The organism is Hydrogenophaga luteola, assembly GCF_042648585.1.
Taxonomy (GTDB): domain Bacteria; phylum Pseudomonadota; class Gammaproteobacteria; order Burkholderiales; family Burkholderiaceae_C; genus Hydrogenophaga; species Hydrogenophaga luteola.
Genome location: NZ_JBHRXX010000002.1, coordinates 518697 through 537532, shown reverse-complemented (window position 1 = coordinate 537532; position 18836 = coordinate 518697). Strand labels below are relative to the sequence as shown.

Here is an 18836-nt window from a genome sequence, read left to right as displayed (position 1 = left end):
AAAGATAAACAGATGAATGATCATCTAACGCATGAGCGATTTCGATTGGTCAGACCTTGATGCCCGCCTGCTGCAACTGCTGGTGGCCGTCGTCGAGGCGGGAAGCATCACCGGGGCAGCGCAGGCGCTCGGTGTGACGCAGTCGGCGGTGAGCCACCAGCTGGACAAGCTGCGCGCCATCACCGGCGACCCGCTGTTCGTCAAAAGCGGGCGCGGCATCGTCGCCACGGCCCGCGCGGCGGGGCTGGCGGTGCAGGCGCGCGAGCTGCTGCGGCAGCTGCAGGGCTTTGCGCAGAGCGGCGCGTTCGACCCGGCGCGCTGGAAGGGCACGGTCACCATTGCGGCCAACGACTTCCAGCGCGAGGTGCTGCTGCCGGCCCTGGCGCAGCGGCTGCGCGAGCAGGCGCCCGGACTGGCGCTGCGCATCATTCCGTCCGACGTGCCGAGCCTGGAGATGCTGCGCGACGGCGCCTGCGACCTGGCCATCAGCCCTCGTCCGCCCGAAGGCAGCGACATCATGCAGAAGCGCCTGTTCGAGGACCGCTACATCGTCTATTTCGATGCCGGCGTGCGCACCGGGCCGGCGTCGCTGCAGGACTACCTGGCCGCCGACCACATCACCGTGGTCTACGAACCCCGGCGCACGCTGCACCTGGACCGCACGCTCGAAGCCCGCGGCCTGCACCGCCGCTTTGCGGTGATGGTACCGGGCTTCGGCGCCCTGCCCGCCTTCCTGCGCGGCAGCCCACTGCTGGCCACCGCCCCCTCGCTGCTGGCCGACCGTTTCATGGCGGGTTTCGGCACCTGCGAGGTGCCTACGCCCTGCCCTTCGCTGCCCATGTACCTGATCTGGCACCGGCGCCACCAGGACGATGCCGCGCACCGCTGGCTGCGCGATCAGATGGTCCAGTCCACGCCACCGCTGCCTTAAGCCCGCACCGGATCGTGAGAGCATGCCCCGATAAAATCCGGGCCTTCTTTCGACTCTGTGCAGGACGCAGAACATGACCCACGCCTCTGCGTCCACCCTCAACGGGGAAGCCGCACCCCGCCCCTCCCGATCCGCCCGCTACTGGTTGCTGCGCGGGCTCGCCCTGGCCCTGCTGCTCGCCTCCTGCGGCTACTTCGGCTACCACCTCTGGGACAACCTGCACCAGCTGCCGCCCATTGAATGGGGCTGGTCGGCCGTCGGCGTCATCGCGCTGGCGGTGCTGGGCTGCCTCACCAGCGTCCCGCTGATCGCCCTGATGTGGCAGCTGCTACTGCGCGACCAGGGCGTGAAGTTGCCCTACCGCCAGGCCCTTCAGATCATCGCCGTCTCGCAGATGGGCAAGTACCTGCCCGGCAATGTGGGCCATTTCGCGGGCCGGGTGCTGCTGGGCAGCCAGGCCGGCATCCCGGCGGGCAAGACCATCGCCACCATGGCCATGGAGACCTTCTGGGTGCTGGGCATCAGCGGCATCTTCGCCGTGGCGGCCCTGCTGTTCGTGGTCAACGATCTGCACGAGGGACTGGTCGACACCAGCCACCCGGGCTATCTGGCTGCCGTCGCCGTCACCATGCTGATCGCGCCTTTTCTGGCGGTGCGTGTGGTCAACCGCCTGCTGCCAGGTCTCAGCCGCAAGCTCGGCCGTGGCCAGCTGCTGGCCGAACCCCGCCTGCTCACCGCCATGAGCGTGGCCGGGCTGATCGCCTTCTCCTTCGTGGTGCTGGGCGGTGTGGTGGAACTGCTGGCGGCCGAACTGTTCCAGCACCCCGAGATCGACCTGCTGGAAATGGTCCTGCTGTTCTCGGTGTCGTGGACCGCCGGCTTCCTGGTGCCCGGGTCGCCAGGCGGCATCGGTGTGCGCGAAGCGGTGATGATCCAGCTCATGGGGCCGGCCATCGGCCTGGAAACCGCGCTGGGCGTGGCCCTGGTGATGCGCCTGTGCTCCATGGGAGCGGACGCGCTGGCCTTCGGCGTCGGTCTGTATTTCCGGCCGCGGCAGCAGGCGCCGGAAGACACCCAGCCCTGACGGCCCTGACCGGCCGGGACGTTCAGTCGGTCAGTCCGACGCGGCGCGCTGCGCGTCCCGCCAGCGCTGGGGCGACAGGCCGGTGCGGCGCTTGAAGAAGCGGGAGAAATAGGCCGGGTCCTCGAAGCCCAGCTCCAGCGCCAGACTGGCGGCGGGCGCGGCGATGTAGACCAGCCGCCGGCAGGCCTCGCGCGTGAGCCGCTCGTGCACCAGCTCCAGCGCGCTGCGCCCGCTCTCGGCGCGCACCAGCCGGTTCAGACGCTGCGCCGACAGCCCCAGGCGCGAGGCATAGCGCTCCATCGGCCAGTGCTCCAGAAAGTGCTCTTCCACCAGCAGCAGGAAGCGGGTGAACAGGGCCTGGTGCCGGTGGGCCGGGTCGCTGCTCCCGTCGCGCTGGCCCTGCGCACTGGCGCGCGCCAGCCGCCAGACCACCGCACGCGCCAGCCACAGCACCACCGGCGAGTCGGCCGAACCTGGAAGCGCGAACTCCGCCGCCAGTTCTGAGAGCTGCACGCTCAGCCGCTGCGCCTCGCCGTCATCGGCTGAAAAATGCAACACCCCGGGCGCCGAGAACAGTGCCCGGAACGACTCACCCACCTGCTGGAACTCCCCCTCGACCAGAAAGCGCGCCGAAAGCGTGAGCACCCGGCCGTCGGTGTCCGGCGCAAAACGGAAACCGTGCACCACACCGGGCGGCACCACGATGGCGGCCGGCCCGTGCACGGCAGCGCGCCATTCGTCCAGCCCGACCTCGGCCGAACCAGTCTGGATCCAGAGGACCTGGTAGAGCCCCTGGTGCAGGTGCGGGTCGATCTCCCAGTGGTGGAGGCGGCTGCGCGACTGCACCTCCTCGATGTGCAGCAGCTCCTGTCCGGGGGAGGCGGTCTCGCCGTAGAGCGCGAAGCGCGGGATGGCGCGCGCACCGCGTCGGACGGTGGCCGGGGGGGGTGCGGGCGGGTTCATCGTTCGTCAGCCTGATCGAAAAGTACAAGACTTGACCCTGATTATTGCAGTGCCATCGGCCCGACGGCCACCTACAGTTCATGCCGCCACCCACCCCACCGGAGACAAGACATGACCCTGGGCAGCTTCCATTTCGACCCCTACAGCCCGGCCATCGACGCCGACCCCTTCCCCTACTACCGCCACCTGCGCGACGAACACCCCTGCTTCTGGAGCGTAGAAGCGCAGATGTGGATCCTCTCGCGCTACAGCGACATCGTCACCGCCGGCCAGGACTGGCAGACGTATTCGAGCGCCAGCGGCAACCTGATGACCGAACTGCCCGGCCGCGCCGGTGCCACGCTCGGCAGCTCCGATCCACCGAAGCACGACCGCCTGCGCGGCCTGATCCAGCACGCCTTCATGAAGCGCAACCTGCTGGCGCTGGAAGAGCCGATCCGCGATGTCGCGAAGCAGGTCTTCGGCCAGTTGCAGGGCGTGGGCGAATTCGACTTCAAGGACGTGTCCTCGCAGTTCACCGTCAAGGTGCTCATGGCCGCGCTGGGCCTGCCCATGGGCGACGACGCCCTGGTGCCCGAACAGGAGGTGCGCGACAACGCGGTGCTGATGGTGCAGAGCGACGCCCGCACCCGGGCCAAGGGACCCGAACACATCGCGGCCTACAACTGGATGCAGGAGTACGCGGGCAAGGTGATCGCACTGCGCCGCGCCGAGCCGAAGAACGACCTGATCAGCCACTTCGCGCTGGCCGAGATCGACGGCGACCGGCTGGACGACCGCGAGGTGCTGCTGACCACGACCACGCTGATCATGGCCGGCGTCGAATCGCTCGGCGGCTTCATGATGATGTTCGCCTACAACCTCGCCACCTTCGACGAGGCCCGCCGCGCCGTGGTGGCCAACCCGGCCCTGCTGCCCGACGCGATTGAGGAGAGCCTGCGCTTCAACACATCTGCCCAGCGCTTCCGCCGCCGGCTGATGAAGGACGTGACCCTGCACGGCCAGACCATGAAGGAAGGCGACTTTGTCTGCCTGGCCTACGGCAGCGGCAACCGCGACGAGCGCCAGTACCCCAACCCGGACGTGTACGACATCACCCGCAAGCCGCGCGGGCACCTGGGCTTTGGCGGCGGCGTGCACGCCTGCCTGGGCACGGCCATCGCACGCCTGGCGGTCAAGATCGCGTTCGAGGAATTCCACCAGGTGGTGCCCGACTACAAGCGCGTGGCCGACCAGCTGGCGTGGATGCCTTCCAGCACCTTCCGCAGCCCGCTGGTGCTGCAACTCAAGGCCCAGTGAGCGACACCATGGCACACATCACCTTCATCGAGGCCAACGGCCAATCCACCACTGCCGACCTGCCCGACGGCTGGAGCCTGATGCAGGGCGCCACCGCCAACGGTGTCGAGGGCATCCTGGGCGAATGTGGCGGCTCGCTGGCCTGCGCCACCTGCCATTGCTACGTCGACGAGCTGCTGGCCGGCGTGCTGCCGCCGCCATCACAAAGCGAGCTGGACATGCTGGACAACGTGGCTGCCGAACGCCGGCCCAACAGCCGGCTGTCCTGCCAGATCAAGGCCAGCGCCGCGCTGGACGGCGGCGTGGTGCACCTGCCGGAATGCCAGGAATGACCGCGCCCACGCACGCGGGCATCGTCATCGTCGGCGCAGGACAGGCCGGCGTGATGAGCGCCGAGGTCCTGCGCACCGGCGGTTACACCGGCGCCATCACCCTGCTCGGCGACGAGCCGCATGGCCCCTACCACCGGCCGCCGCTGTCCAAGGCCTGGCTGGCCGGCGAGATGGACGCGGCGCAGCTGGTGATGCGCGCGCCCGAGATGCTGGCGCGCAAACACATCGCGCTGCGCACGGGCGTGAGCGTCAAAGCCATCGACCGCAGCGCCCAGACCGTGATGCTCGTTGATGGCAGCGCCCTGCCCTACACCGGCCTCGTGCTCGCCACCGGCAGCACACCGCGCGCGCTGCCCCTGCCCGGCGGCGACGCGCCCGGTGTGCTGGCCCTGCGCACGCGCGACGACGCCAGTGCCATCGCCGGGCGCATGGCTGCGTGCATCGAACAGCGGCACCCGGTGGTGGTCATCGGCGGCGGTTTCATCGGCCTCGAAGTGGCGGCCACTGCGCGCAAGAAAGGCCTGGCGGTCACCGTGCTCGAAGCCGCGCCTCGCCTGCTCGGCCGCGTGCTCGCGCCGGTGCTGTCCGACTGGTACGCCGAGCTGCACCGCGGCCACGGCGTGCAGCTGCAGCTGCGCGCGCAGGTCGCGGCCATCGAAGCCGACGCAAACGGAGTGACCGGGGTGAAGCTGGGCGACGGCAGCGTCGTGCCGGCAGGGCTCGTGGTGGTCGGCATTGGCGTCAGCGCCAACGACCGGCTGGCCCAGGCCGCCGGACTCGAATGCGACCGCGGCATCGTGGTCGACGCCTGCGGCCGCACCAGCGACCCACGCATCGTCGCCGCTGGCGACTGCACCGCGCGCCGCCTGGCCGACGGATCGTTGATTCGACTGGAGTCGGTCCAGAACGCCACCGAACAGGGCAAGAGCGCCGCCGCTGCGTTGCTCGGACAGGAACGGCCCTTCACCGCCACCCCCTGGTTCTGGAGCGACCAGTACGACAAGAAGCTGCAGATGGCCGGACTGTCGATGGGCGCCGACGGCTGGGCCGTGCGCGGCGACATGGCCGCCGGCACTTTCACCGTCTACCACTTCAAGGGCGAGAAACTCATCGCCGCCGACAGCGTCAACGCCAGCAAAGACCATCTGCAGGCGCGCAAGCTGCTGGACGCACACGTCTCGCCCACGCGCGAGCAGGCGGGCGACCTGGCCTTCGATCTGTCGGGTCTGCTGAAAACCTGACGCGCCGTCAGCCGACCAGCGCGCCCAGCGCCGTCACCCCCACCGGTGGCTGCGGCAGCCAGGGCAGCACGAAGGTTCGTTTGGCCAGCCCGTTCGCAATGCGCTCGGTCTGCCGGACTTCCCCCTCCAGCCGCGCCTGCAGCAGAGGGTCGGTGGTGCCTGTGGCGGCCATGCTCTTGTTGATCACCCAGGCCCAAGGTTCGATCTTCGCGCGGCGCAGGTCGTCCTGCAGCGCCGCCGCCTGGCTCACGGGTGTGACTTCGGGCAGCGCGACGATGATCACCCGCGTGGTGTCCGGGTCCTGCAGCCGCATCAGGGGCGTGATGATGTGCTTCGCGTTGGTCATGCCCTCGTACTGCCGCGTCATCTGGCGGTGGTAGGCGCCGGTGGCGTCCATCAGCAGCAGGCTGTGGCCGGTGGGTGCGGTGTCGAGCACGACAAACGAAGAACGCGCCTCGTTGACCACGCGGCTGAAGGCATGGAACACCGCCACTTCCTCGGTACAAGGCGACTGCAGGTCCTCCAGCAGCAGGGCCCTGCCCTCGTCGTCGAGGTCCTTGCCGCGCGTGGCCATGATCTTGTCGATGTAGGCGGCTGTCTCGGCCTTGGGGTCGATACGGCCGACCTTGAGACCGTCCAGACTGCCGTTCAGGGCGTCGGCCACATGCGCCGCGGGGTCGGTGGTGGTGAGGTGCACGCTGTGGCCGCGCTGCACGAGACCCACGGCGAGCGCGGCGGCGATGGTGGTCTTGCCGACGCCGCCCTTTCCCATGACCATGATGAGGCCGTGGCCGACGGCGGCGAGTTCATCGGCCATGCGGCTGAGCGGTTCGGCGGGCAGCGCGGGCCTTGCCGCCTGGGGCGCAGGGGCTGTCACCTCACCGCCTTGCAGCAGCGCACGCAACGCCGGCAGGCCCACGGTGTCGAAGGCGCGCAGCGGCACTTCGTCGTACGGCAGGCGGGCGAGCGCGTCGGGCATCTCTGTCAGGGCCTGGCGGCCCAATGCCTCGATGGCGTTGGCAATCGGGTCGTTGGCCTCGGTGGCGTGGAACACGCCGTTGACAGCCAGCCGCTGGTTGGCCAGCCCGAGCTGTCGCAACTCGTCCGAGGTGCGAGCCGCTTCCTGCATCGGGCGCGGGTCGGGCCGGGTGACGAGCACCACGGTGGTGAGCGCGGGATCGCTCAGCGCCCGCAGCGCGGCGTTGAAGCGCGCTTCCTGCATCTTCAGGCCCGAGTGCGGGCCCAGGCAGGAGGCACCGCGGTCGTTGCCCGCGAGAAAGCCGGTCCAGGCCTTGGGCAGACTGAGCAGGCGCAGGGTGTGGCCGGTGGGCGCGGTGTCGAAGACCACATGGTCGTAGCCGCCATCGATGCCCTCGCCCGCCAGCAGCGCGGCGAATTCGTCGAAGGCGGCGATCTCGGTGGTGCAGGCGCCCGAGAGCTGCTCGCGCACGGTGTTGCGCTCGTCCTCGCTGGCACCCGCCTCCATCTGCGCCAGCACCCGCTGGCGGTAGGCCTCGGCGGCGGTGTCGGGGTCGATGTTGAGCATCTGCAGCCCCGGCACACCGGGCACGTCCACCGGACGGTTGGACAGCGGCACGCCCAGCATTTCATCGAGGTTCGATGCCGCGTCGGTGCTGACCAGCAGCACGCGTTGTCCACTGTCGGCCAGCGCAATGGCGGTGGCGGTGGACAGCGAGGTCTTGCCCACCCCGCCCTTGCCGGTGAAGAACAGGAAGCGGGTGGGGGCGGTGGCGAAACCGGGCAAACAGGAGGGTGTCGTGTGTGGCATATCACCAGCATCGCACAAGCACAAGCCGTTGGCGATGACCCTCGTCAAGCCGGCGGAAGCGTCACCGTGACCGCCAGCCCCGGCTGCGCGTTGCGCACCGCGAAGCTGCCGCCGTGGGCCTGCGCCACCAGGCGGCACAGGTACAGGCCCAGCCCCACACCACCGGCCGCCCGGGTGCGCGCGCTGTCCGGGCGGTAGAAGGCCTGCGCGAGGTGGGCCAGCTGCTCTTCGGGCACGCCCGGCCCGTGGTCGCGCACCTCCATGGTGACGGTCCCAGCGTCAGAAGTCAGCGTGACCGAAGGCGGATCCGCGGCATCGGCGCCGTGGCGCAGCGCGTTGTCCACCAGGTTGCGCAGCAGCAGACGCACGCGAGAAGCATCCACCGACGCAGCGGGCATGTTCCCAGGCGCATGCACCGCCACCTTCGCCGCAGCGGGGTGTCGTGCCCGGAGTTCGTCGATCACCTGCCGGGCCAGCGCCGGCAGGTCGGTGGGCGCGCGCTGCAGCGCTGTGTGGTTGCCGGCCAGCCGCTCGCTTTCCAGCAGGTCGCTGATCATCGAGGCCATCTCCTGCAGGTCGCGCAGCAGGGCGTCGCGCTGCGGGTTCACGTCCGCGGTCTCGGGCAACAATTCGGCGTTCAGCCGGGCACGGGTCAGCGGGCTGCGCAGCTCGTGGCTGATCGCCAGCAGCAGCGCACGCTTGGCTTCGAGCATCTGGTGGATGTCCTGGCCCATGGTGTTGATGGTGGTCGCCAGCTCGCCCAGTTCGTCGGGTCCGTGGATGCAGCGCTCGGGAATCGGCTGGCTGAAGTCGCCCTTGCCGAAGCGGCGAGCGCCTTCGCCGATGGCGTCCAGCGGTTTGAGCAGGTGACGCACATACAGCCAGGCCAGCAGCGTGAGCACCAGTAGCCCAGTGAGCGCGAAGCCGATCATGCGCGGCTTGCGCTCGAAGGCCTCGCCGTTGATACCGAAGGTGAGCACATGCCCGTCGGCGGTGGTGCGCTGCAGGATGCCCTGCCAGTCGGGTCCGTTGTCGGCATCGTCGCCCCGCCAGGACGTTCCGGCCTCGTGCTTGTCCCGCAGCCAGTCGGGCGGGTCCTGGCTGGGGTGCGACGACCAGTTGATCTGCGGGCCGGAGATGGTGACCGTCAGCGGCAGGCGCCCGATGATGTCGCGCGCACGTTCGACACTGGGCGTCGGCCCGCCCGCGGTGCACTCGCGGGTCAATTGGTCGACGTAGTCCATGAGCAGCGGGCGGGCGGCCTCGCGCCAGCCCATGGTGAATGCCCGCTGCGCGCCGGTGAAGAACACGAAGGTCATGCCCGCCGCCAGCAGCAGGAACACCAGCACCATGCGCAGCTTGATCGAATGCGCGACGCGGTGCTTGGCCCGCTTCCAGGCCGATATGCGGGCCGGGCTCACTCGGCCTCCCGCCGCAGGGCCAGCGAGTAGCCCGCGTTGCGCAGGGTCTTGATGCAGTCCAGCGGCTCCAGCTTCTTGCGCAGGCGGCTGACTACGATGTCGACCGCGCGCGTGTAAAGCTCGGCCTCGTGGCCGCGCAGCTGGTTGAGGATGTCGTCGCGGCTGAACACCTTGCCCGGCTCGCGCGCCAGCATGACCAGCAGCTCGTACTCGGTGCCGGTCAGCTCCACCGCGTCACCTTGCCGCAATACGCTGCGGCGCGCGGTGTCGATCTCCAGCCCCTCGAACTTCAGCGTCGGCGCTGCGCCGAGCACCGCAGCATGGCCATTGCCATTGGGCTTGAGTCGGCGCAGCACGGTCTGGATGCGCGCCACCAGCTCGCGCGGCTCGAAGGGCTTGGGCAGGTAGTCGTCGGCGCCGATCTCCAGTCCGACGATGCGGTCCATCACCTCGCCGCGCGCGGTCAGCATGATGATGGGAATGTCGCTGTCCTTGCGGATGGTGCGGCACAGCTCGAAGCCGTCCATCTCGGGCAGCATCACGTCCAGGATGGCGGCGTCGAAGCCGCCGGCGCGCAGCTGGGCCAGCCCGGCACTGGGCCGGGTCGCGTGGACCAGCTGGATCTCGAAGCGCTGGAAGTAGGTGGCCAGCGGCGGTCCGAGGTTTTCGTCGTCGTCGATCAGCAGGATGCGGTTCATCGGCTCATTCTGACAGGGCAGGATCAGTGCAGCGCGGGGCTCAACTCGCGGTGGCGCAGGATCAGCCGGCGCAACCGCTGCTGCTCCGCGCGGTCCATGGCGTCGAAGCGGTCGCCCACCGCCAGCAGCTCGGGCAGCAGCGGTGCAGCCTCGACCGGCCGGCGCTGCGACAGGCGCGCCCACAGGGCGAGCGCGTGTTCGCGGTCGAACTGCGGTCCCCAGAACAGGGTCAGCAGCTCGGCGTGCGGATCGTCGGCGTCGGCCAGCAGGGCCGCCGTGTGCGGACGGCCCTGCCGGGCGATCGCATGAAGGGCGTCAGCCACGGCCCCACCACCCGTGGCCACGGCGCTCCAGCTTCTCGCGCACCTGCTTCTGCTGCTCGGGGTTGAGGCTGTCGTAGAAGTCGCCGAAGGCGGCGAGCATCTTCGGACCGTTGCCCTGGGCCGCCTGCAGCTTCTGGTCCAGCATCTGCTGCGCCTTGCTGCGGTCGAACTTGTCACCAGCGATCAGCGCCGCCATGTCGGCGCGCGGGTTGGCGGAATCACCTCGGAAGGCCTTGCGCGAGGCGATCATCTCGTCGGCCAGCACGCCCAGCTTGGCCTTCTGCTCGGCGTTGAGGTCGAGCTTACTGCTGATTTTCTCGATGGCCTTGCCGCGCATCTCGGAGACGCGTTCGTCGCTCCAGCCGCGGGCGTGGTCGCCGCGGGTGCCGCAGGCGGTCAGGCCGCCGAGCACAACGGTGGTGGCCGTGAGGCCGATGAGGGTGCGTTTGATCCAGGGTTTCATGGCGGTGCTCCTTTGAGAGAACGTGTTGAACATGACCGCCATGGTGCCGACCGCCTTACCCCGGCGGGTGTCGGCGCGGTCTCGCTTTTTTTCGGTTTGTTTCAGCACCCGCGCCGCGGACGCGCGCCAGGTAGTCGGCCAGGTGGCCCCCCAGCCGCTCGGCCACCACACGCGCCATGCGGGGCAAGGCACGGGTGGCGCTGATGGCCACACCCACGGTCTGGGGCTGGGCGCTGCGGTCCTGCAGCGGGATGAAGCGCAGCTGCCCTTCCAGGATCTCGGGGCCGGCGTCGAGTTCTGAGGTGAGTGCCACATGGCTGCCGCTGCGCACCAGCCGCTTGACCAGCTGCAGCGAGTTGGTCACCAGGGGCGGGCGCGCCTCCTGCAGCAGCCAGTTGTGGCGCTTCTCCAGGTAGCGGCGGATCGCCAGCGCCCTGCTCTGCGCCGCCAGCGGCCAGGCCGCCACGTCCTTGAAGCCGACCTGGGCCTGCGCCGCCAGCGGGTGGTCGGGCGCCACAACACAACCCAACGGCAAGTCCGCGCTGGCGACGATGTGCAGCTCGCGCGAGGACTTGAGGTTGAACACGACGGCCAGGTCGACATCGCCTTCGCGCAGGCGCTGCACCGCATCGTCCGGACTGAGCACGTCGACCTCCAGCACCACGCCGGGGTGTTCCTGTGCCACCAGCTGCACGAACTCGGGCAGGAAGCCGTTGGTGTGGCTGTCCATCGCCGCCAGCCGCAGTTGGCCATGGCTCACGCCCTGCAGGTGCTTGATGTCCGAGAGCGTGCGGTTGAGGTCGGCCTTCCAGCGCTGCGAGAGCGCCAGCAGCAGTTCGCCGGCGGCGGTCAGGCGCATGCCGCGCGGCAACCGCTCGAACAGCGGCAGGCCGAGGTCTTCTTCGAGCAGCAGGATGTGGCGGTCAATGGCAGAGGCCGAGATCGACACCTCGCGTGCCGCCGCCTGCACCGAACCGAGCTGGGCCACGGCCGCCAGGTAGCGCAGCGCCTTGGGATGCAGCAGGCTGTTGAGGTTGCTCATCTGGGTCGGCTCATCTGTTCCAAAAATCAGTACGCAATGTGGCCAATTATGCGATGGACAGCAACGCTGACCCACCGCACACTGGGGCCATCATGAGCACCGCATCCCCTGTTTTTCTGAGCATGGCGTCGATCCGCACACTGGACGAAACGTCCTTCGTGGCCCTGCTCGGCGCCGTGGTCGAGCACTCGCCCTGGGTCGCCCGCCGGGCCTGGCACCGCGGTCCGTTCGGCACCCGCCAGGCCCTGTTCGACGCGCTCGCCGCCGAGATCCACGCCGCGGCCGACGCCGAGCAGCTGGCGCTGCTGCGGGTGCACCCGGAGCTGGCGGGCCAGGAAGCACGCGCAGGCACCATGACCGCCGACTCGCAGTCCGAGCAGGGCCGTCTGGGCCTGCTGCGGTTGGACGCCACCACCGTGCGGCGCCTCGACGAACTCAACCGCCGCTACCGCGAGCGCTTCGGCTTTCCCTTCATCGTCGCGCTGCGCCTGCACACCTCGCTGGAGTCGGTGCTGGCCGACGGCGAGCGGCGCCTGGGCCACGACGCGGCCACCGAACGCCGCACCGCGCTGGACCAGGTCTGCCAGGTGGTGCGCGGCCGGCTCGAACGCATGGTCAGCGACGACACCGTTTCACCCTCTCCCCTCAGCCACCCCACCCACGCAGGAACCCCGACATGAACACGCTCCGCCGCTCCCTCCTCGCCGCCGCCTTGCTGCCGTTCGCCCTACCGGCCGTGCACGCCCAGGCCTGGCCGGCCAAGCCGATCCGCATCGTCGTGACCTTCGCACCCGGTGGTTCGTCGGACATCGTGGCCCGCCTGCTGCAGCCCGGCCTGCAGGAGAAGTTGGGGCAGACAGTGATCGTGGAGAACAAGCCCGGCGCCGGCAGCACCATCGGCGCCAACGAGGTGGCCCGTGCCGCGCCCGATGGCTACACGCTGCTGCTGTCGAACACAGCACCCATGAGCATCTCGCCCTTCATGATGGACAAGGCGCCCTACGACCCGGTCAAGAGCTTCACCCACATCGCCTACATCGGCTCGGTGCCCAACGTGTTCGTCGTCCACCCCTCGGTGCCGGCCAAGACCCTGCCGGAACTCATCAAGTGGATCAACGCACAGGACAAGCCGGTCAACTACGGCTCGGGCGGCGTCGGCTCCATCGGCCACATCGTCGGCGAGATGTTCAAGAACCAGTACAAGCTGAAGATGGAACACGTGCCGTACAAGGGCTCGTCGCCGATGCACACCGACCTGCTGGGCGGCCAGCTGCAGTTCGCGGTGGACACACTGACGCAGAACGTGCCCTACATGAAGGACGGCAAGCTGGTGGGCATCGCCGTCACCTCGCGCGCCCGCGCACCGATGTCGCCCGCCGTGCCCTCGGTGGTGGAGGCTGGCTACCCCAAGCTGCTGGCCGAGAACTTCCTCGGCATCTCGGCGCCGGCCGGTGTGCCCAAAGACGTGATCGACAAGGTGCACACCGCGGTGGCCGAGGTGGTGGCACGGCCCGATGTGGCCAAGCGCCTGGCCGACCTTGGCGTGTCGCCCGAGAAGATGAGCCAGGCCGAGTTTTCGAAGTTCGTGACCGACCAGGTGACCGAGTGGGCACCGGAGGTCAAGGCCTCGGGCGCAAGGTTGAACTGAACATGGGCGGCGGACTTTCCATCCACTGCGTGGACGTGGCGGCCGGTCGCGTGGCGGCCGGTCTGAGGGTGGCCGTCTGGCGGCTCGGGACGGATGGTGAACCGGCGGGCGCGCCGCTGGCCGAGGGCACCATCGGCGGCAACGGGCTGCTGCAGCACCCGGCCCTGATGAGCGAGGCCATCACCGCCGGCGGCTACGAGGTGCGCTTCTTCGTGGGCGACTTCTACCGTGCCCAGGGCTCGGCCACGGGCACGCCCGGCTTCCTGGAAGTCGTGCCCTACCGCTTCCACATCGCCGACGTGGCGCAGCACTACCACCTGCCGTTCAAGTTCACGGCCTGGGGTTTCTCGCTGTTCCGCGGCGGCGCCTGATCGGGCCTTCACGCTCCCGTCACACACCTGTCGTCCGGGTTTCACGGCGCGCGGCGAAGCTGCGCGGCTGTGCGGTTTCACCGCCGATCCGAACCCTCACCCGACGACACCATGCAAAACGCCCTCCGGCTTCTGCCCGCCTTGCTCATCCTGGCCGCAGGCCACACCCACGCACAGACCGCCTACCCCGCCACCCTCGCGGGCCACGCGGTACTGCCCGCCAAAACCTTCATCGCCGCCCCCAAGGACGCCCCGGCCGACCTGCAGGTCAGCGGCAAGTTCACCACCGGCCAGCGCGTCGAAGCCATCGGCTCGGTGGAAGGCAAGTCCGCGGGCCGCCCCACCGGCGTGTCGCTGCCGTTCAAGGGCCAGCCGGTGCAGGGCCACTCGGGCATCAAGCGCATGGCCGACGGCAGCTTCTGGCTGCTGACCGACAACGGCGCCGGCTCGAAGGCCAATTCGCCCGACTTCGCGCTGTTCCTCAACCGCTACGCGGTGGACTTCAAGAGCGGCCAGTTCAAGCGCCTGGAAACCGTGTTCCTGCACGACCCCGACAAGAAGGTGCCATTCCGTATCGTCCACGAAGGCACGAAGCAGCGCTACCTCACCGGCTCCGATTTCGACACCGAAGGCTTCCAGATCGCTGGCGGGCACTTCTGGATCGGCGACGAGTTTGGCCCGTACCTCATCAAGGCCGACATGAAGGGCCGGGTACGGGCCGTCATCGACACCAAGGTGGACGGCAAGAGCATCGTCTCGCCCGACCATCCCTCGGTCATCACCCCGGGCGCGCCCAACGGCGAGCTGAAGTTCCAGTCGCGCCGCTCCAAGGGCTACGAAGGCCTGGCCTCGTCGCCCGACGGCAGCAAGCTCTACGCCCTGCTCGAAGGTGCACTCTGGGACGAAGCCACCAAGGCCCCCGAGATGATCGACGGCAAGCAGTACCTGCGCGTGCTGGAGTTCGACGTGAAGACCGAGCAGTGGACCGGTCGCCACTGGAAGTACGTGCTCGACGCCAACCACCACGCCATCGGCGACTTCAACATGATCAGCCCAACCGAGGGTCTGATCATCGAGCGCGACAACGGCGAAGGCACGGCCGACCAGGCCTGCCCCGAAGGCCAGAAGCGCCCCGACTGCTTCCACGATCTGGCGAAGTTCAAGCGCGTGGTGAAGGTGGAGCTGAGCGAGGCCAACGTGGGCGGCCCGCTGCGCAAGATCGCCTACATCGACCTGATGAACATCGCCGACCCGAACAAGCTCTCGAAGAAGCCGCTGACCAACGGCGTGCTGACCTTCCCGTTCTTCACCATCGAAGACGTAGACATCGTCGACGCCACCCACATCGTGGTCGGCAATGACAACAACCTGCCGTTCTCAAGCAGCCGCTCGCCCAACCAGGCCGACGACAACGAGCTGATCCTGCTGGAGGTGGGGGAGTTTCTGAAGGCGCGGTGAACGTCCACAGGCGTGGGTGATTCACCTGACGAATCGCCCCCCCGGAAGCGGCATCTGGCATGCCAGGGACCGGGCGCCTACAGTGCGGCACCCGCCCCATGCTGTCCCATCCATGCCCGATGCCGCCCCGATCCTGAACGACCTCGCCTACGGCCCACATGCCCGGCACCGGCTGGATGTGTACGCGCCCCCAGGCGCAGTAGGCGCGCCGGTGCTGGTGTTCTTTCACGGCGGTGGATTCATCCGCGGCGACAAAGGCATGCGGGCCAACGTCGGGGCCTGGGGCGCGTCGCAGGGTTTCGTCACCGCGCTCGCCAACTACCGCCTGGCGCCCGAATGCCGCTGGCCCAGTGGGCCGGAAGATGTGGTCGCGGTGTGGCGGGCGGTGCGTGCCCAGGCACGCGACTGGGGTGGTGACTCCGATCGCATCGTCCTCGTTGGCGAATCGGCTGGCGCGGCGCACGTCGCGGCCGCCGCGCTGATGACGCGCTTTCAGCCGCACGACTGGCGCCTCTCAGGCGCGGCCCTGCTCTCCGGTCCGTACAACGCAGGTCTGGAGGCCCTGGCCCCGCAAGCGCTCGGCATCGAGCAGCCCGACGTGCGCAACAACGCCTACTTCGGCGATGACCCGACGCAATGGTCGAAGGCCAGCATCGTCGATCAGGTGGACGCCGCGCCCCTCCCCTTGCTGATCGCTGCGGCCGAGCGCGACCTGCGGCAGATGCAGGTGCAGGCCGGTGACCTGTTCGCGCGGCTGGTCACGAAACACGGCTTTTCGCCCGAGCTGCACTGGTGGGCCGGGCATGACCATTTCACACCCGGCGCCTCGCTGGGCAGCGACGACACCACCGTGGATGAACCGCTCGCCGCCTTTGTGCGCCGCTGCACGGGCGGCTGAACCGCACGGCCTCAGCCGCGCGGCAGCCCGCGCAGCAGCACGTCGCTGAAGAACTCGGCCGGTGGCGACAGCGGCAGGTCGGGCCGGCGCACCATCACGATGGCCGGCGCCGGCAGCACCTCTCTCACCGGAATCACGTCCAGCACGTCGCGCGTCATCGCAAAGCTCGTCCACTGTTTCGGCAGCATGGCCAGCAGGTCGGTCTGCGCCAGCGCCACCTGCACCGACAGCGCCGAGTGCGCGCGCAGCATCACGCGCGGCGCGTCGAGGCCGTGTGCGCCGAACAGCCGCGCCAGGTCTTCTTCGGCGTTGTGGTCGATGGTCGTGGCCGCCCACTCGGCGCCAGCCAGCGCCTTGAGGCTGCGCACCCGCGCCAGCGGATGCCCCTTGCGGCAGACCACCACGCGCGTGTTGTCGCACAGGTGCTGCAGCGCCAGGCCCGGCGCGGGCTTCAGGCGCGGTGCGGCGCCCAGATAGAAGTCGATGCTGCCCTCGCGCAGCGCGCCCTCGACGGCCGGCAGCAGGCTCTCGGTGATGCTCAGCTTGACCTTGGGGTAGGTGCGGCGGAACACCGGCAGCGCCTCGGGCAGCATGCCCAGGTGCGGCATGATGGACAACGCCACCGACACCGTGCCCTCGTAGTCCGGCCCGGGCTGCTGGACCTCCTCGCGCGCGCGCCGCGCCTCGTTGGCGATCGCGCAGGCCCGGCGGTGAAAGCGCACCCCCTCGGCCGTCAGAACCATGCCGGTGGTCTGGCGCGCAAACAGATCCACCCCCAGCTCCCGCTCCAGGGCACGCACGCTGCGCGTCAGCGCAGGCTGGGGCACGTCCAGCCTGCGCGCGGCCGCTCGCAGGCTGCCGTGTTCAACGATGGCGATCAGGTGCTGGAGCTGTTCGAGTTTCATAGGACCAGGGTCTGGACAGGGTGATTCAGAAATCAAATCACTTTGAAGATCACGCCATCTTATTGGAATCCCCGCATCTCCCTAGAGTCCGCTCCACCCCATGTCGGGGACACACGAACAGACAACGGAGACACCTCATGCCCATCTCATCCAAGCGCCGACTCGTCCAGGCGGCGGCCCTGTCCCTGCTGGCCCTGGCCTGCACCACCACCCTGGCAGAAGGCTGGCCCACCAAGCCCGTGCGCATGATCGTGCCGGCCGGCGCCGGCGCCGCGCCCGACGTGATCGCGCGCATCCTCGGCGAGAAGCTTGCGGCCGCCTGGGGCCAGGGCGTGGTGGTGGACAACCGGCCCGGCGCGGGCGGCATTCCGGGCATGTCGGCCCTGGCCAAGTCGGCTCCTGATGGCTACACCATCGGTTTCGTGCCGGCCGCCATGGGCACCATCACGCCGCTGGTGTTCAAGAACCCGCAGTTCAACCCCGACACCGAACTCAGCTCGGCCGCCACCGTGGGCATCAGTCCGCTGATGCTGGCCGTTCCGGCCACCAGCGGCATCCAGTCGGTGGCCGACCTGGCGAAGCACGCCAAGGCCAACCCCGGCAAGGTGAACTTCGCCGCGCCGCAGCTCAATTCACTGCCGCACCTGGCGGGCGAGATGGTGAACAAGGCGGGCGCCATGGGCCTGTTCACCGTGCCATTCCGCGCGCCACCGGAAGCCGTCACCGCCGTGCTCTCGGGCGACGCGACGCTCACCATCGACGGCGTGCCGGGCCTGCTGCAACACGTGAAGTCGGGTCGCCTGCGCGCCATCGGCGTGACCTCGGCCAAGCGCCTGCCCGGCATCGACGTGCCGGCGGTGGCCGAGACCTACCCGGGCTACGAAGCCATCGGCTGGTTCCAGATCATCGTGCCGGCGGGCACGCCGCAGACCGTGATCGACCGCATCAACGCCGACGTCAACCGCATCACCGCATCGCCCGAGATCACCACGCGCCTGAACGAGATGGGCGTCTATCCGCGACAGGACAGCGTGACCGCAGCGCGCAGCTTCTTCGACGAGCAGCAGAAGGCCATGAAACGCCTCGTCGCGGACCTGGGCATCCAGGCCCAGTAAGCCCCACCTTTCGCACCGCCAAGGCCCCGGACCGCCGGGGTCCGGGCCCTGCACACCCATCTTTCAACCGGAGACCCTTCATGACACAACGCAAAAAAGCCCTCGTCACCGGCGGCGGCACCGGCATCGGCCGCAGCGCCGTGCTGGCCCTGGCCCGCGCCGGCTTCGACGTCGCCATCAACTACGCATCGAGCGCCCAGGCCGCGCAGGCCGTGGCCGAAGAAGCCCAGGCCCAGGGCGCCCAGACCCTGCTGCTGCAGTGCGACGTCAGCGACGACGCGGCCGTGCGCCAGATGCTCGCCAAGGTGGGCGAGACCTTCGGCCACCTCGACACGCTGATCAACAACGCCGGCACCACCGCCAGCTGGAAGGTCAAGGACCTGGACAGCCTGGACATGGACGCCTGGGACCGCACCTTCGCGGTCAATGTGCGCGGCAACTTCCAGGTGACGCGCGCGGCGGTGGAGCTGCTGCGCAAGAGCAAGGAAGTCGGTGGCGAGCCCTGCATCGTCAACACCGCCAGCATCGTGGGCCTGCGCCCCGGCCCGCAGCCGCCACCGTACGCCGCCAGCAAGGCCGCGGTGGTGAGCCTGACCAAGATGATGGCCTGGAACCTCGGTCCGGACATCCGCGTGAACGCCGTGGCCCCGGGCTGGATGGAAGGCGACTGGATGGAACGAATGCTGGGCGACAAGTACGACGCGCTCATGGGTGCGCGCGCCAAGGCCACGCCGCTCAAGCGCTGCGTGACGGCCGACGACGTGGCCGAGGTGATGCTGAACCTGATCACCGGCATGCGCTTCGTCACGGGCGAAGTGGTCGTCATTGACGGCGGTTTCACGAGCTCGACCTGAC

General features: G+C 69.1%; 20 protein-coding genes. 12 read left to right on the top strand and 8 right to left on the bottom strand.

From position 1 onward, the window contains the following. The first annotated feature begins 31 nt into the window (after window positions 1-31). On the top strand, window positions 32-931 hold the full coding sequence (locus ACFOPI_RS06350) for a LysR family transcriptional regulator (protein ID WP_382172220.1): 900 nt from the start codon (window positions 32-34) through the stop codon (window positions 929-931). A 73-nt stretch (window positions 932-1004) separates the two neighbouring features. Further along, window positions 1005-2015, top strand: a complete 1011-nt coding sequence (locus tag ACFOPI_RS06345) for a lysylphosphatidylglycerol synthase transmembrane domain-containing protein (RefSeq protein WP_382172218.1) — start codon at window positions 1005-1007, stop codon at window positions 2013-2015. A gap of 30 nt (window positions 2016-2045) precedes the next feature. On the opposite strand, the gene ACFOPI_RS06340 is transcribed toward ACFOPI_RS06345, so the two are convergent. Beyond that, a complete protein-coding gene (locus ACFOPI_RS06340) occupies window positions 2046-2978 on the bottom strand; it encodes a helix-turn-helix domain-containing protein (protein ID WP_382172217.1) in 933 nt (310 codons plus the stop codon). A 111-nt stretch (window positions 2979-3089) separates the two neighbouring features. Between ACFOPI_RS06340 and ACFOPI_RS06335 the strand changes: the two genes are divergently transcribed. From ACFOPI_RS06335 to ACFOPI_RS06325, 3 genes are read left to right on the top strand one after another with little or no spacing between them, the layout of a single operon-like run. Further along, the gene (locus tag ACFOPI_RS06335) at window positions 3090-4277 is read left to right on the top strand and encodes a cytochrome P450 (protein WP_382172215.1); all 1188 of its coding nucleotides are present in this window, start codon (window positions 3090-3092) and stop codon (window positions 4275-4277) included. Between the two features lie 8 nt (window positions 4278-4285). Then, entirely contained in the window at window positions 4286-4609 is a 324-nt protein-coding gene (locus ACFOPI_RS06330) for a 2Fe-2S iron-sulfur cluster-binding protein (RefSeq protein ID WP_382172214.1), read from the top strand. After that, complete coding sequence (locus ACFOPI_RS06325; protein WP_382172212.1) at window positions 4606-5850, top strand: NAD(P)/FAD-dependent oxidoreductase; 1245 nt, start codon at window positions 4606-4608, stop codon at window positions 5848-5850. The genes ACFOPI_RS06330 and ACFOPI_RS06325 overlap by 4 nt, the downstream gene beginning before the upstream one ends. A gap of 7 nt (window positions 5851-5857) precedes the next feature. Here the strand turns inward: ACFOPI_RS06325 and arsA are convergent, their stop codons facing one another. The 6 genes from arsA to ACFOPI_RS06295 all read right to left on the bottom strand — a co-directional run bounded on the left by arsA (window position 5858) and on the right by ACFOPI_RS06295 (window position 11586). Beyond that, window positions 5858-7615 (bottom strand): arsenical pump-driving ATPase, encoded by a 1758-nt coding sequence (arsA, locus tag ACFOPI_RS06320; RefSeq protein WP_382172210.1) that lies wholly within the window; start codon window positions 7613-7615, stop codon window positions 5858-5860. Between the two features lie 68 nt (window positions 7616-7683). Beyond that, a complete protein-coding gene (locus tag ACFOPI_RS06315; RefSeq protein ID WP_382172208.1) occupies window positions 7684-9060 on the bottom strand; it encodes a HAMP domain-containing sensor histidine kinase in 1377 nt (458 codons plus the stop codon). Continuing rightward, on the bottom strand, window positions 9057-9758 hold the full coding sequence (locus ACFOPI_RS06310) for a response regulator transcription factor (protein ID WP_382172206.1): 702 nt from the start codon (window positions 9756-9758) through the stop codon (window positions 9057-9059). The genes ACFOPI_RS06315 and ACFOPI_RS06310 overlap by 4 nt, the downstream gene beginning before the upstream one ends. A 23-nt stretch (window positions 9759-9781) precedes the next feature. Next, a complete protein-coding gene (locus ACFOPI_RS06305; RefSeq protein WP_382172204.1) occupies window positions 9782-10081 on the bottom strand; it encodes a hypothetical protein in 300 nt (99 codons plus the stop codon). Next, window positions 10074-10544: a Spy/CpxP family protein refolding chaperone gene (locus tag ACFOPI_RS06300; RefSeq protein ID WP_382172203.1), complete on the bottom strand. Its 471-nt coding sequence runs from the start codon at window positions 10542-10544 to the stop codon at window positions 10074-10076. Before ACFOPI_RS06300 ends, ACFOPI_RS06305 begins: the two co-directional genes overlap by 8 nt. Before the next feature lie 55 nt (window positions 10545-10599). Further along, the gene (locus ACFOPI_RS06295; protein WP_382172201.1) at window positions 10600-11586 is read right to left on the bottom strand and encodes a LysR family transcriptional regulator; all 987 of its coding nucleotides are present in this window, start codon (window positions 11584-11586) and stop codon (window positions 10600-10602) included. Window positions 11587-11678: 92 nt separating this feature from the next. On the opposite strand from ACFOPI_RS06295, the gene uraD reads away from it, so the two are divergent. The 5 genes from uraD (at window position 11679) to ACFOPI_RS06270 (ending at window position 15961) form a co-directional block, all read left to right on the top strand. Further along, on the top strand, window positions 11679-12266 hold the full coding sequence (gene uraD / locus ACFOPI_RS06290) for a 2-oxo-4-hydroxy-4-carboxy-5-ureidoimidazoline decarboxylase (RefSeq protein ID WP_382172199.1): 588 nt from the start codon (window positions 11679-11681) through the stop codon (window positions 12264-12266). Continuing rightward, window positions 12263-13234, top strand: coding sequence for a Bug family tripartite tricarboxylate transporter substrate binding protein (locus tag ACFOPI_RS06285; protein ID WP_382172198.1), 972 nt, complete (start codon window positions 12263-12265; stop codon window positions 13232-13234). Before uraD ends, ACFOPI_RS06285 begins: the two co-directional genes overlap by 4 nt. Window positions 13235-13236: 2 nt before the next feature. Then, on the top strand, window positions 13237-13605 hold the full coding sequence (locus ACFOPI_RS06280) for a hydroxyisourate hydrolase (protein WP_382172196.1): 369 nt from the start codon (window positions 13237-13239) through the stop codon (window positions 13603-13605). Between the two features lie 111 nt (window positions 13606-13716). After that, window positions 13717-15063 carry an esterase-like activity of phytase family protein gene (locus ACFOPI_RS06275; protein ID WP_382172195.1) on the top strand — a complete coding sequence of 449 codons (1347 nt, stop codon included), beginning with the start codon at window positions 13717-13719 and terminating at the stop codon, window positions 15061-15063. Window positions 15064-15175: 112 nt separating this feature from the next. Then, complete coding sequence (locus tag ACFOPI_RS06270; protein ID WP_382172193.1) at window positions 15176-15961, top strand: alpha/beta hydrolase; 786 nt, start codon at window positions 15176-15178, stop codon at window positions 15959-15961. Window positions 15962-15972: 11 nt separating this feature from the next. On the opposite strand, the gene ACFOPI_RS06265 is transcribed toward ACFOPI_RS06270, so the two are convergent. Further along, window positions 15973-16866 carry a LysR family transcriptional regulator gene (locus ACFOPI_RS06265; RefSeq protein WP_382172191.1) on the bottom strand — a complete coding sequence of 298 codons (894 nt, stop codon included), beginning with the start codon at window positions 16864-16866 and terminating at the stop codon, window positions 15973-15975. Between the two features lie 137 nt (window positions 16867-17003). On the opposite strand from ACFOPI_RS06265, the gene ACFOPI_RS06260 reads away from it, so the two are divergent. Together ACFOPI_RS06260 and ACFOPI_RS06255 are read left to right on the top strand one after the other, a co-directional pair. Next, entirely contained in the window at window positions 17004-17981 is a 978-nt protein-coding gene (locus ACFOPI_RS06260; RefSeq protein ID WP_382172190.1) for a Bug family tripartite tricarboxylate transporter substrate binding protein, read from the top strand. An 80-nt stretch (window positions 17982-18061) separates the two neighbouring features. Next, window positions 18062-18835: an SDR family NAD(P)-dependent oxidoreductase gene (locus ACFOPI_RS06255; RefSeq protein WP_382172188.1), complete on the top strand. Its 774-nt coding sequence runs from the start codon at window positions 18062-18064 to the stop codon at window positions 18833-18835. Window position 18836 lies beyond the last annotated feature (1 nt).

Coding starts and splice junctions, on each gene's coding strand:
- ACFOPI_RS06310 (WP_382172206.1), bottom strand. CDS start 9,758: ATGAACCGCATCCTGCTGATCGACGACGACGAAAACCTCGGACCGCCG.
- ACFOPI_RS06295 (WP_382172201.1), bottom strand. CDS start 11,586: ATGAGCAACCTCAACAGCCTGCTGCATCCCAAGGCGCTGCGCTACCTG.
- ACFOPI_RS06265 (WP_382172191.1), bottom strand. CDS start 16,866: ATGAAACTCGAACAGCTCCAGCACCTGATCGCCATCGTTGAACACGGC.
- ACFOPI_RS06270 (WP_382172193.1), top strand. CDS start 15,176: ATGCCCGATGCCGCCCCGATCCTGAACGACCTCGCCTACGGCCCACAT.
- ACFOPI_RS06300 (WP_382172203.1), bottom strand. CDS start 10,544: ATGAAACCCTGGATCAAACGCACCCTCATCGGCCTCACGGCCACCACC.
- ACFOPI_RS06285 (WP_382172198.1), top strand. CDS start 12,263: ATGAACACGCTCCGCCGCTCCCTCCTCGCCGCCGCCTTGCTGCCGTTC.
- ACFOPI_RS06350 (WP_382172220.1), top strand. CDS start 32: ATGAGCGATTTCGATTGGTCAGACCTTGATGCCCGCCTGCTGCAACTG.
- ACFOPI_RS06330 (WP_382172214.1), top strand. CDS start 4,286: ATGGCACACATCACCTTCATCGAGGCCAACGGCCAATCCACCACTGCC.
- ACFOPI_RS06280 (WP_382172196.1), top strand. CDS start 13,237: ATGGGCGGCGGACTTTCCATCCACTGCGTGGACGTGGCGGCCGGTCGC.
- ACFOPI_RS06260 (WP_382172190.1), top strand. CDS start 17,004: ATGCCCATCTCATCCAAGCGCCGACTCGTCCAGGCGGCGGCCCTGTCC.
- uraD (WP_382172199.1), top strand. CDS start 11,679: ATGAGCACCGCATCCCCTGTTTTTCTGAGCATGGCGTCGATCCGCACA.
- ACFOPI_RS06325 (WP_382172212.1), top strand. CDS start 4,606: ATGACCGCGCCCACGCACGCGGGCATCGTCATCGTCGGCGCAGGACAG.
- ACFOPI_RS06255 (WP_382172188.1), top strand. CDS start 18,062: ATGACACAACGCAAAAAAGCCCTCGTCACCGGCGGCGGCACCGGCATC.
- ACFOPI_RS06340 (WP_382172217.1), bottom strand. CDS start 2,978: ATGAACCCGCCCGCACCCCCCCCGGCCACCGTCCGACGCGGTGCGCGC.
- ACFOPI_RS06345 (WP_382172218.1), top strand. CDS start 1,005: ATGACCCACGCCTCTGCGTCCACCCTCAACGGGGAAGCCGCACCCCGC.
- ACFOPI_RS06275 (WP_382172195.1), top strand. CDS start 13,717: ATGCAAAACGCCCTCCGGCTTCTGCCCGCCTTGCTCATCCTGGCCGCA.
- ACFOPI_RS06335 (WP_382172215.1), top strand. CDS start 3,090: ATGACCCTGGGCAGCTTCCATTTCGACCCCTACAGCCCGGCCATCGAC.